Annotated in this window: 9 protein-coding genes; 7 read left to right on the forward strand and 2 right to left on the reverse strand. The window is 68.3% G+C overall.

Going from position 1 to position 12,046, the window contains the following annotated elements:
• The 3 genes from ACFU8Q_RS02535 to ACFU8Q_RS02545 all read left to right on the forward strand — a co-directional run.
• The coding region (locus tag ACFU8Q_RS02535; RefSeq protein ID WP_384446927.1) for a GNAT family N-acetyltransferase at positions 1-637 on the forward strand (637 nt) is incomplete at its 5' end.
• Between the two features lie 78 nt (positions 638-715).
• Positions 716-2,785 carry an IucA/IucC family protein gene (locus ACFU8Q_RS02540; RefSeq protein WP_384446929.1) on the forward strand — a complete coding sequence of 690 codons (2,070 nt, stop codon included), beginning with the start codon at positions 716-718 and terminating at the stop codon, positions 2,783-2,785.
• A gap of 50 nt (positions 2,786-2,835) precedes the next feature.
• Positions 2,836-4,806, forward strand: coding sequence for an ATP-dependent DNA helicase (locus ACFU8Q_RS02545; RefSeq protein WP_384446931.1), 1,971 nt, complete (start codon positions 2,836-2,838; stop codon positions 4,804-4,806).
• A gap of 111 nt (positions 4,807-4,917) precedes the next feature.
• Here the strand turns inward: ACFU8Q_RS02545 and lexA are convergent, their stop codons facing one another.
• Entirely contained in the window at positions 4,918-5,712 is a 795-nt protein-coding gene (lexA, locus tag ACFU8Q_RS02550) for a transcriptional repressor LexA (RefSeq protein WP_093898912.1), read from the reverse strand.
• Positions 5,713-6,288: 576 nt separating this feature from the next.
• On the opposite strand from lexA, the gene nrdR reads away from it, so the two are divergent.
• The 4 genes from nrdR to ACFU8Q_RS02570 all read left to right on the forward strand — a co-directional run bounded on the left by nrdR (position 6,289) and on the right by ACFU8Q_RS02570 (position 11,305).
• On the forward strand, positions 6,289-6,801 hold the full coding sequence (gene nrdR, locus ACFU8Q_RS02555) for a transcriptional regulator NrdR (RefSeq protein ID WP_384446933.1): 513 nt from the start codon (positions 6,289-6,291) through the stop codon (positions 6,799-6,801).
• 159 nt (positions 6,802-6,960) lie between these two features.
• Positions 6,961-9,864, forward strand: coding sequence for a vitamin B12-dependent ribonucleotide reductase (locus tag ACFU8Q_RS02560; protein ID WP_384446935.1), 2,904 nt, complete (start codon positions 6,961-6,963; stop codon positions 9,862-9,864).
• Between the two features lie 246 nt (positions 9,865-10,110).
• A complete protein-coding gene (locus ACFU8Q_RS02565) occupies positions 10,111-10,398 on the forward strand; it encodes a hypothetical protein (RefSeq protein WP_384446937.1) in 288 nt (95 codons plus the stop codon).
• A 145-nt stretch (positions 10,399-10,543) separates the two neighbouring features.
• The gene (locus tag ACFU8Q_RS02570; protein WP_384446938.1) at positions 10,544-11,305 is read left to right on the forward strand and encodes a GNAT family N-acetyltransferase; all 762 of its coding nucleotides are present in this window, start codon (positions 10,544-10,546) and stop codon (positions 11,303-11,305) included.
• A 143-nt stretch (positions 11,306-11,448) separates the two neighbouring features.
• Here ACFU8Q_RS02570 and ACFU8Q_RS02575 read toward each other — a convergent pair whose 3' ends face one another.
• On the reverse strand, positions 11,449-11,985 hold the full coding sequence (locus ACFU8Q_RS02575) for a TerD family protein (protein ID WP_384446940.1): 537 nt from the start codon (positions 11,983-11,985) through the stop codon (positions 11,449-11,451).
• Between the last annotated feature and the right edge of the window lie 61 nt (positions 11,986-12,046).

A 12,046-nucleotide genomic window follows, 5' to 3' on the forward strand; every position in this document is an offset into this window, starting at 1 on the left:
ATCCGCACCGGATGGCGCGGGCCCGGCCGCGGGCACGCGGGCGACCGTGAGCAGGGCGGCCTCCTCCGCTCTGCTCGACCATCCGGCCGGCTGGGGACCGGTGGCCACCCCGGCCGGCGCGTTCCAACTCGTCCCCGTGCGGCTGGAACGCGATCTCGCCGTGATCAGCCGCTGGATGAACGACCCGGCGGTCGCCGCGTTCTGGGAGCTCGCCGGATCCGAAGCCGTCACGGCCGATCATCTGCGTCCTCAACTCGACGGTGACGGACGCAGCGTCCCGTGCCTCGGCGTGCTGGCCGGCGTCCCCATGAGCTATTGGGAGATCTATCGCGCGGATCTCGATCCACTGGCGCGCCACTACCCCGCTCGCCCGCACGACACCGGAATCCACCTCCTCATCGGTGGCGTGAACGACCGTGGACGCGGTGTCGGTACGACCCTGCTCCGGGCCGTCGCCGACCTCGTACTCGACAACCGCCCCCTGTGCGCGCGGGTTGTCGCGGAGCCCGATCTGCGTAACACCCCGTCCGTCTCCGCCTTCCTGAGTGCCGGCTTCCGTTTCTTTGCGGAGGTCGAACTCCCGGACAAACGAGCTGCCCTGATGGTCCGCGACCGAACCCACCGTGCCCAGCTGTGAACGAACTGAACGCACTGAACGAATCGCTGCAACGCGTACACCGCTCGAACCCCATCGGTTCCACCCGGAGGAGTCCCCGTGCCGAAATATCCTGCGAGCCATGATTCAGCGGAGTCCGACGCGCTGCTCAGCACGCCAGAACTGAACCGGACGGTCTGGGACGGAGCCGCCGCCCGGCTGCTCGCGAAGATGCTCGGTCAATTCGCCTACGAGGAAGTCATCGAGCCGGACGCCGTCGAACGGGAAGCCACCGAACCGCTCGGGCAGACCGACGGCGGCGATACGTACACACTCACACTCGACGACGGTGGAACGTTGAGTTTCAGCGCCCGGCGGGGTGTGTACGGCGGTTGGCACATCGCCCCCGAGTCGATCCTGGAGACGTCCGGGGGCGCCCGGGAGGCACCGGCCGGAGCGACAGAACAGACGGGCGACAGCAGCCGCGGCGCGCCCGCCGATCCCCTGCAGGACTGGAACGCCGTGCCCGTTCCCGTCCGCGATCCGCTGCAGGACTGGAACGCCGTGCCCGTTCCCGTCCGCGATCCGCTGCAGGACCGAAACGCCGATGCCGTCCCCGTCCGGGATCCGCTGCAGGACCGGAACGCCGATGCCGTCCCCTTCCGGGATCCGCTGCAGTTCCTCGCCCGGGCTCGCCACCTTCTCGGGATCGACGGCGCCACCCTCGGCCACCTCATCCGCGAGATCACCACCACCCTCGCCGCGGACGCCCGGCTGGACCACACCGCGATCTCCGCCGCCCGGCTGGCCGACCTCGACTACGCCGAGCTGGAAGGGCACCAGACCGGCCACCCCTGGCTCGTCGCCAACAAAGGGCGCCTCGGCTTCTCCGCCACCGACGCCGCCCGCTACACGCCCGAGGCTCGCAGGCCGGTCGGGCTGCCGTGGATCGCTGTCTCCACCCGGATCGCCGCCTACCGCGGAGTGCCCGGCCTGGCGGCTCCCGAGCAGTTGTACGCACAGGAACTCGACCCGTCGGTCCGCGACTCCTTCGCCGCCGTGCTCCGCGCCCGCAACTTCGACCCCGACGGCTACCTCTGTCTTCCCGTGCACCCCTGGCAATGGGATGAATGGATCGTTCCGGTCTTCGCCCCGGCCATCGCCGCAGGCGACATCGTCCCGCTCCATGCCGACGCGGACCTCCGGCTGCCGCAGCAGTCCATCCGCACCTTCGCCAATGTGACCCGTCCCGAACGGCACACCGTCAAACTGCCCCTGTCGATCCTCAACACTCTGGTCTGGCGAGGCCTTCCGACCGAACGCACCCTCGCGGCCCCCGCCGTCACCACTTGGGTCCAGGGCCTGCGCGACGGGGACACCTTTCTGCGCGACACCTGCGGCGTCATCCTGCTCGGGGAGGTCGCCTCCGTGACCGTCGAGCATCCGCTCTACGACCGCCTCCCCGAGACGCCGTACCAGTTCAAGGAGATCCTCGGCGCGATCTGGCGAGAGCCCCTCCAGCCCCGGCTCGCGGCGGGCGAACGGGCCCGGACGCTCGCCTCGCTGCTCCACATCGATCCCCGGGGCCGCGCCTTCACGGCCGAGCTCGTCGCCCGCTCCGGACTGGCTCCCACCGCCTGGCTGACCCGGCTCTTCGGGGCGCTGCTCCCGCCACTGCTGCACTTCCTCTACCGCTACGGCACCGTGTTCTCCCCGCACGGCGAGAACGCCATCGTCGTCTTCGACGAACAGGACGTACCGGTGCGCCTGGCGATCAAGGACTTCGTGGACGATGTGAACATCAGCTCCCGGCCGCTGCCGGAGCACGAGTCGATGCCGCAGGACGTACGCGACATCCTCCTCACGGAGGAGCCCTCCTTCCTCACCCAGTTCATTCACGCCGGACTGTTCATCGGTGTCTTCCGGTTCCTCTCCCCGCTGTGCGAGGAACAGCTCGGAGTTCCGGAGGCCGATTTCTGGTCACTCGTGCGGGCCGAGATCCTGCGGCATCACGCCCGATTTCCCGAGCTCAAGGAGAGGTTCGAGTTGTTCGACATGCTGACACCCCGCATCCAACGTCTCTGTCTGAACCGCAACCGTCTGCATGTGGACGGCTACCGGGACCGTCCCCGTCGCCCGCACGCGGCGATCCACGGGACTGTGCCGAACCCGCTCCACCCCTCCGTCTGAGTCCGGGAGTGATCGCCCTTGTCGGTGGTGCCCCGTAGGGTGGTCGAGCTATGACGAAGCCATCCCTCCCCGAGCTCCTGCACGCCGCCGTGACCGCCGTCGGCGGTACGGAACGGCCTGGCCAGGCCGCCATGGCCGCGGCCGTTGCCGAGGCTGTCGACGACAACGCCCATCTGCTCGTCCAGGCCGGTACCGGCACGGGCAAGTCCCTCGGCTACCTGGTGCCCGCGCTGGCGCACGGGGAGCGCGTCGTGGTGGCCACGGCGACCCTGGCGCTGCAACGCCAGCTCGTGGAGCGCGACCTTCCGCGCACGGTCGACGCCCTGCATCCGCTGCTGCGCAGACGCCCTCAGTTCGCCATGCTCAAGGGCCGGTCGAACTACCTCTGCCTTCACCGGCTCCATGAAGGTGTGCCGCAGGACGAGGAGGAGGGGCTCTTCGACCAGTTCGAGGCCGCGGCCCCGTCGAGCAAGCTCGGTCAGGATCTCCTGCGCCTGCGGGACTGGTCGGACGAGACCGAGAGCGGCGACCGTGACGACCTCACCCCGGGCGTCTCCGACCGTGCCTGGGCGCAGATCTCGGTGTCCTCCCGCGAATGCGTGGGCGCAAGCAAGTGCGCGTACGGCGCGGAGTGCTTCGCGGAGCTGGCCCGTGAGCGGGCCAAGCTCGCCGACGTCGTCGTCACCAACCATGCCCTGCTCGCCATCGACGCCATCGAGGGCGCTCCGGTGCTCCCTCAGCACGAGGTGCTGATCGTCGACGAGGCGCACGAGCTGGTCTCCAGGGTCACCGGAGTCGCCACCGGCGAGCTCACCCCCGGCCAGGTCAACCGCGCCGTACGCCGTGCGGCGAAGCTGGTCAATGAGAAGGCGGCCGACGCCCTGCAGACCGCGTCGGAGGGCTTCGAGCGGGTGATGGAGCTGGCGCTGCCCGGCCGTCTCGAGGAGGTCCCCGAGGACCTCGGCTACGCACTGCTGGCGCTCCGCGACGCCGCGCGTACGGTGATCTCGGCCATCGGCGCCACCCGCGACAAGTCCGTCCAGGACGAGGACGCCGTCCGCAAGCAGGCCCTGGCGTCGGTGGAGACGATTCATGGTGTCGCCGAGCGCATCACCCAGGGCTCGGAGTACGACGTCGTCTGGTACGAACGTCACGACCGTTTCGGCGCGTCCCTGCGGGTCGCCCCGCTCTCCGTCTCCGGACTGCTGCGCGAAAAGCTCTTCGCCGACCGATCCGTCGTCCTCACCTCGGCCACGCTCAAGCTCGGCGGGGATTTCAACGGAGTGGGGGCGTCGCTCGGACTCGCTCCCGAAGGCACCGCAGGCGACGACATTCCGCAGTGGAAGGGGCTCGACGTAGGGTCGCCGTTCGACTACCCGAAGCAGGGCATCCTGTACGTTGCCAGGCATCTGGCCACGCCCGGTCGCGAGGGTTCCCGCACCGACATGCTGGACGAGCTCGCCGAACTGGTGGAAGCGGCGGGCGGGCGCACGCTCGGGCTGTTCTCGTCCATGCGGGCGGCTCAGGCCGCCGCCGAGGAACTGCGCGGCCGGCTCGACAAGCCGATCCTGCTGCAGGGCGAGGAGACCCTCGGAGAGCTGATCAAGAACTTCGCGGCCGATCCCGAGACCTGCCTCTTCGGTACGCTGTCGCTCTGGCAGGGCGTCGATGTGCCCGGGCCCGGTTGCCAGCTGGTGGTCATGGACCGGATTCCGTTCCCACGCCCCGACGACCCGCTGATGAGCGCACGCCAGAAGGCGGTCGAGGAGGCCGGTGGCAATGGGTTCATGGCTGTCGCGGCGACGCACGCCGCGCTGCTGATGGCTCAGGGCGCCGGCCGACTGGTACGGGCCACGGGCGACAAGGGCGTCGTCGCGGTGCTCGATCCCCGGCTGGCGAACGCCCGGTACGGCAGCTACCTGCGAGCCTCGCTGCCCGACTTCTGGTACACCACCGACCGTAACCAGGCGCGCCGCTCACTCGCGGCTATTGACGCGGCGGCCAAGGCCAACGGCCAGTAGCCCGTCCGCCCCGGGATCGGGTGTCCGTGGGCCCGGGGCGGACAATGGCACAAGAAGGGCCCCGGGATCGGCGCAGTGGATCCCGGGGCCCCGGCCGGAGTCGGCGAGCCTTCACACCCGCCGCAACACCGCCACCACCTTGCCGAGGATCGTCGCCTCGTCGCCAGGAATCGGCTGGTACGCGGAGTTGTGCGGAAGCAGCCACACGTGGCCGTCCTCCCGCTTGAAGCGCTTGACCGTGGCCTCGCCGTCCAGCATGGCTGCCACGATGTCGCCGTTCTCCGCGACGGGCTGGCGGCGCACGGTGACCCAGTCGCCGTCGCAGATCGCCGCCTCGATCATCGAATCACCGACGACCTTCAGGACGAACAGCTCACCGTCACCGACCAGCTGGCGGGGCAGCGGGAAGACGTCCTCGACCGATTCCTCGGCGAGGATCGGGCCACCCGCTGCGATCCGGCCGACGAGCGGCACGTACGACGCCGCGGGCTTCCCGGTCGTATCGGTGGGCTGCGAGCTGGGCTGGTCCGAGCCACGGACCTCGTACGCCCGCGGGCGATGGGGGTCGCGACGGAGGAAGCCCTTGCGCTCCAGGGCCATCAGCTGATGGGCGACGGAGGACGTGCTGGACAGGCCCACCGCCTGACCGATCTCCCGCATCGAGGGCGGGTACCCGCGCCGCTGCACGGAATCCCGGATCACCTCGATCACGCGCCGCTGCCGGTCCGTGAGCCCCGAGCTGTCCGCCCGGATTCCTGGAGGTCGGCCGGGCAGCGAGCGCGCTGGGCGCACGGGTTCCGGTCCCTCCGTGTTCGTGACTGAGTCATTCATGGCATGCACCGGCTCGAGTCGGCTCTGGGAGCGGTCCTGGGCAGTGATGGTGGCACTGTCTGCGGTGGTGGTCACGTCGGCCCCTCTCGAATGGTCTCCCTAGCTGGACAACGGTAGTAGCTTTCGAAAGGTTGCGCCAAACACACGTTCGAGTGAAAAACTAATAAAAGTCTGTCGTGTGTTCACTGCTGGGTGTATGCGCGACGACCAAGTGGCTGTGGCCCCGGTCGGGGCCGGTCGGCCCGGGCGGCGATTCGGATCAATACGCTAGCGTCCGCCGCTGCGGCGTCGCCATGCGGGGGCCGTCTTCCGGTCGGCGTCCGGGGTCGACGAGGGGTGTGGTCCGGTTCCGGCGGGGGCGTTGTCGGGGTCCGACAGGCGGGGCCCCGCGATCCTGGCAGCCGCGCGGTTCCCGTAACCTCGTGGTCGGCCGTACGCTGCCTGCTGGCCGCCATCGGCGCGCGACACGCGCTAGGGCCGAATGCGCGACCAAACCCAAGATCTAGTGGTTGGATTGCTCCAGCCGCCCAGAAGTTGTGGTCCCCGGTCCGCCGGGAGTGCGGCCATCGCCTATGCTTGAGACTGCTTCGAGGGGCCCTGGCGGGCCCTGAAGAGGCCATTCAGTCGTGCTGTGAAGGAGGGTTGGGAGCCATGCACTGCCCCTTCTGCAGGCACCCCGACAGCCGGGTCGTCGACAGTCGCACCACCGATGACGGCACGTCGATCCGCCGTCGCCGGCAGTGCCCCGACTGCTCCCGCCGTTTCACGACGGTGGAGACCTGCTCGCTGATGGTGGTCAAGCGCAGCGGTGTGACCGAACCCTTCAGCCGTACCAAGGTCATCTCCGGCGTGCGCAAGGCATGCCAGGGGCGGCCGGTCACCGAGGACGCCCTCGCCAAGCTCGGCCAGCGGGTCGAGGAGGCGGTGCGCGCCACCGGCAGCGCCGAGCTGACCACCCATGACGTGGGTCTGGCCATCCTCGGCCCCCTGCGGGAACTCGACCTCGTCGCGTACCTGCGTTTCGCGTCCGTGTACCGGGCGTTCGACACACTTGAGGACTTCGAGGCCGCCATCGCGGAGCTCCGCGAGCGGCAGCCTCCCGTGGAGGAGCGCGGGACCGGCGAGACCCTTGAGGTCCCCGTGCCCGCCGTCGCCGTCGACTGAGCGACACCGGCCGATCGACGCGGTTCCGTGGATCGGCGGCAGGCGGCTGTATAGACCTGCTCCGGGTGCTGTGCGCGGCACACGGAGCATCAGAGACAGACTGTGCCCCGGGAAGTTCTGGGCACTTCAGGGCGTTTTTGCCCACATATGGGAGGCGGCATGACAGAGACGGCGAGCGGCCCGGCACGAGGTTCCCGAGCCAAGGGATCCAAGTCGAGCAAGGGTCTGCGTATCGAGCGCATCCACACCACTCCCGGCGTGCATCCGTACGACGAGGTGACGTGGGCGCGCCGTGACGTCGTCATGACCAACTGGCGCGACGGTTCGATCAACTTCGAACAGCGTGGCGTCGAGTTCCCCGACTTCTGGTCGGTGAACGCGGTCAACATCGTCACCAGCAAGTACTTCCGCGGGGCTGTCGGCACTCCGCAGCGCGAGACCGGTCTGCGACAGCTCATCGACCGGATCGTGAAGACGTACCGCAAGGCCGGCGAGGACCACGGCTACTTCGCCTCTCCCGCGGACGCCGAGATCTTCGAGCACGAGTTGGCGTACGCCCTCCTGCACCAGATCTTCAGCTTCAACTCGCCGGTCTGGTTCAACGTCGGTACGCCCCAGCCGCAGCAGGTCTCGGCCTGCTTCATCCTGGCCGTCGACGACTCCATGGAGTCGATCCTCGACTGGTACAAGGAAGAGGGCATGATCTTCAAGGGCGGCTCCGGCGCCGGCCTGAACCTCTCCCGTATCCGCTCCTCCAAGGAGCTGCTGTCCTCCGGCGGCAACGCCTCCGGACCGGTCTCCTTCATGCGCGGCGCCGACGCCTCCGCCGGAACGATCAAGTCCGGCGGCGCCACCCGACGCGCGGCCAAGATGGTCATTCTCGATGTCGACCACCCCGACATCGAGAACTTCATCGAGACCAAGGTGAAGGAAGAAGAGAAGATCCGCGCCCTGCGCGACGCGGGCTTCGACATGGACCTGGGCGGCGACGACATCGCGTCCGTCCAGTACCAGAACGCCAACAACTCGGTCCGTGTGAACGACGAGTTCATGAAGGCCGTCGAGTCCGGCGGCAAGTTCGGGCTGCGTGCCCGGATGACCGGTGACGTCATCGAAGAGGTCGAGGCGAAGTCCCTCTTCCGCAAGATGGCCGAGGCCGCCTGGGCCTGCGCCGACCCGGGCATCCAGTACGACGACACGATCAACCAGTGGCACACCTGCCCGGAGTCCGGCCGGATCAACGGCTCGAACCCGTGCAGCGAGTACATGCACCTGGACAACACCTCGTGCAACCTGGCCTCGCTGAACCTGATGAAGTTCCTCAAGGACGACGGCAAGGGCAACCAGTCCTTCGAGTCCGAGCGCTTCGCCAAGGTGGTCGAGCTGGTCATCACCGCGATGGACATCTCCATCTGCTTCGCCGACTTCCCGACGCAGAAGATCGGCGAGAACACCCGCGCCTTCCGCCAGCTGGGCATCGGTTACGCCAACCTCGGCGCCCTGCTGATGGCGACCGGCCACGCGTACGACAGCGACGGCGGCCGCGCCCTCGCCGGTGCCATCACCTCGCTGATGACCGGCACCTCGTACAAGCGCTCCGCGGAGCTCGCGGCGGTCGTCGGCCCGTACGACGGCTACGCCCGCAACGCCGAGCCGCACCAGCGCGTCATGAAGCAGCACGCCGATGCGAACGCCGCAGCCGTCCACATGGACGACCTGGACAACTCGATCTGGGCCGCCGCGACGGAGGCCTGGCAGGACGTCATCCGTCTCGGCGCGAAGAACGGTTTCCGCAACGCGCAGGCCTCGGTCATCGCACCCACTGGCACCATCGGTCTCGCGATGTCCTGCGACACCACCGGCCTCGAGCCCGACCTCGCCCTGGTCAAGTTCAAGAAGCTGGTCGGCGGCGGCTCGATGCAGATCGTCAACGGCACCGTCCCGCAGGCCCTGCGCCGCCTGGGCTACCAGGAGGAGCAGATCGAGGCGATCGTCGCCCACATCGCCGAGCACGGCAATGTGATCGACGCCCCCGGTCTCAAGACCGAGCACTACGAGGTCTTCGACTGCGCGATGGGCGAGCGTTCCATCTCCGCGATGGGCCACGTGCGCATGATGGCCGCCATCCAGCCGTGGATCTCCGGCGCGCTCTCCAAGACGGTCAACCTGCCGGAGACGGCCACCGTCGAGGACGTCGAAGAGGTCTACTTCGAGGCGTGGAAGATGGGCGTCAAGGCGCTCGCGATCTACCGCGACAACTGCAAGGTCGGCCAGCCGCTCTCCGCGAAGACCAAGGAGAAGGAAAAGTCCGCAACGGATGCGGTCACGGCCAAGGCCGAGGAGACCATCCGGAGCGCGGTCGAGAAGGTCGTCGAGTACCGCCCGGTCCGCAAGCGCCTTCCCAAGGGCCGTCCCGGCATCACCACCTCCTTCACGGTGGGCGGCGCCGAGGGCTACATGACCGCCAATTCCTACCCGGACGATGGTCTCGGCGAGGTCTTCCTGAAGATGTCCAAGCAGGGCTCCACCCTCGCGGGCATGATGGACGCCTTCTCCATCGCCGTCTCGGTCGGTCTGCAGTACGGCGTCCCGCTGGAGACATACGTCTCGAAGTTCACCAACATGCGCTTCGAGCCGGCCGGTATGACGGACGACCCGGACGTGCGGATGGCGCAGTCGATCGTCGACTACATCTTCCGCCGCCTCGCGCTGGACTTCCTGCCCTTCGAGACCCGCTCGGCACTCGGCATCCACTCGGCCGAGGAGCGTCAGCGTCACCTCGACACCGGTTCGTACGAGCCCTCCTTGGAGGACGACGAGCTGGACGTCGAAGCCCTGGCACAGTCCGCCCCGGTGCGGACGGAGCCCCTGAAGGCGGTGGCCCCTGTGCAGGAGGCCGTGAAGCCGGCGCCGAAGACGGCACACACCTCGGCGGAGCTCGTCGAGATGCAGCTGGGCATCAGCGCGGACGCACCGCTCTGCTTCTCCTGCGGTACGAAGATGCAGCGCGCCGGGTCCTGCTACATCTGCGAGGGCTGCGGCTCGACCAGCGGTTGCAGCTGAAAATGAGCGGAACTGCGTCTGATGCAACATTGAGCATCTGCCGCTGAGGACGCTGAGCTCCACTCGAGAGAGGGTGCCGACCATCGGTCGGCGCCCTCTCTCGCGTCCTGGATCTGCGGAGACGAAGGACGTCGCGTAGGCGATGCATCAACGTCGCGTTCAACGCCTCGTGACGAGAGCAGCTGATCCACCAGGTTCTGCGTCCTGCCGGCCTCTGGCGTCGTGCGTCCCGATGCGGCTCCAGCCGTGTTCGAGACGGTGTTGGACGGCTGGGCCATGCAGCCGCGGACCCGGTTCCGCAGGGCGCAGACGATCCAGTCCGGTATCGATCTCGTACGGCGCTTCATCGATCCCATACGGTGCTTCGCGGTCTTCGCCAACGAGTACCCGTGGCAGTGGCAGGCCGCAGAGGTCGAGGCGTTCATCGACCACCTGCGGTCGGGACAGCGCCCCGCCGTGGTCTCGGCCGTCCGGGCAGGACTCCGGCACTGCCAACCAGCTTCGCCTCCGCGACTTCCTGCGTCGGGCCGATAGCCGGTGCCTCGCTCCGAAACCCCACGTTCCGTGGCTCGGCAGCCAGGAGGGTCCCGAAGGCGAAGTGGCCTGAGGACCTCGGGAAGCGTTCCCCGTGGGGGCAATTCGAAGGCGGCCATGGTTCACGGCTGCATAGGCTCCCGACATGCCAAGTTCGGAACTTCAGCGGATCAACGCCTTCCTGTCCGCCTTCGCCCGCCGCCAGGCCGCGCGCATCGTCGACCTTCCTGGCGGGTTCGCTGTATATGACGACGCCTTCGCCCATTCCCGCGCGAACAACCAGGTCGTCATCGACACCGCCGTCGACTCCGAAGCACTGCCTGCCATCGCGGAGCAGGCACTGGGACATCTGCCGCACCGAATGATCTCCGTCCTTGACGACGAAGTCGGAATGGCGTGCGCAGAACCGCTGATCCGGGCCGGCTACACCCACTGCACCCACCTGGTCATGCTGCACGCAGGCCCGGTGCCGACCGGCAGACCCGCGGAGGAGATGGACCTCGACGCGATACGTACCCCACTCACCCGGCGATGGCGGGGCTTCCTTCCGAACGTCGACGACGAGGTCATACGCCACCTCGTCGACCGACGCGAGGTTCGCCGGCGCGGGGCCGATGTCGTTCACTTCATCGGTGCCCGCACGGAGGAGGGCGAGGTCGCTTCATGGGCCGACCTCTATCTGGACCCGGCAACCGGCACGGCCCAGATCGAGGACCTGATCACCTCGGAGGCCCACCTCAGGCGCGGCTACGCCGACGCCGTCGTGACCACCGCCCTGCGCCTGGCCGCCGATGCGGACTGCGGCATCCGGTTTCTTACCGCCGATGCGGCGGACTGGCCGCGCCACTGGTACGAGCGCCGCGGCTTCTCCGTCATCGGCCACTCGCACTGTTTCGAACGCGGCTGATTGCGAGACACTCGATTCCGTGCCTCGCCGTCGATGGCTTGTACGGAGGGGATCGACCGACGGCCGGTCCCCTCCGTCGTGCAGCAGCGGCCGGGACCGGGACCGTTCGGCCGGATGCGGTGCGGACCGTGTCCCGTGAGGCGTCAGGCTCCGGGCGTACGGCTTCCCATCATTCCGGCGAACGAATCGGGGTCGCCGTCGAAGCCCCGGACCGTGGCGTGGAACTCCCAGACACCGGAGGCGCTCCGGGCGAACTCCGCGACGGTTGCCGCGGTGGCGGTGCCGACCGCGGAGAAGTCGTCCTCCGCCAGATTCGTGTAGCCCTCCCGGACCTGTACGCCGGTATTCGCTATCTCGGCGAATGTCTTGTGGCCGTCGCGCTGCTGAATGGCGACTCCGACGACGACCCGGGTGAACGCGGTCGACAACCGGCCCAGTTCCAGCGTCATCACCTCGTCGAAACCGAATCCCTGGCCGGTCCTGCTGTCGCGGTTGAGGGTGATGGTGCCGTCCGGCGAGCGGCTGTCGAAGTGCACGAGGTACGCGGGACTGCCGTACGGCGCATCCGCGAGGTAGGTCGCCGCGATGATGTCGAGGTCATGGGCCGGGGCACCCGGAGGACTGGGATCCCATTTGAGCCTGACTTCGACCCTCTCGATGTCCTTGTTGGGCGTGCTCATCGGACTTCCCTCCTTGGTTCGCCGTTGGGTCGTCGGACCGTTCATACGACCCGATCATGTC

The organism is Streptomyces sp. NPDC057543, from assembly GCF_042801895.1.
Taxonomy (GTDB): Bacteria; Actinomycetota; Actinomycetes; order Streptomycetales; family Streptomycetaceae; genus Streptomyces.

Excerpts from the sequence above, each read along its gene's own strand:
- ACFU8Q_RS02545 (WP_384446931.1), top strand. The coding sequence starts at position 2,836 with ATGACGAAGCCATCCCTCCCCGAGCTCCTGCACGCCGCCGTGACCGCC.
- nrdR (WP_384446933.1), top strand. The coding sequence starts at position 6,289 with ATGCACTGCCCCTTCTGCAGGCACCCCGACAGCCGGGTCGTCGACAGT.
- ACFU8Q_RS02560 (WP_384446935.1), top strand. The coding sequence starts at position 6,961 with ATGACAGAGACGGCGAGCGGCCCGGCACGAGGTTCCCGAGCCAAGGGA.
- ACFU8Q_RS02570 (WP_384446938.1), top strand. The coding sequence starts at position 10,544 with ATGCCAAGTTCGGAACTTCAGCGGATCAACGCCTTCCTGTCCGCCTTC.
- ACFU8Q_RS02575 (WP_384446940.1), bottom strand. The coding sequence starts at position 11,985 with ATGAGCACGCCCAACAAGGACATCGAGAGGGTCGAAGTCAGGCTCAAA.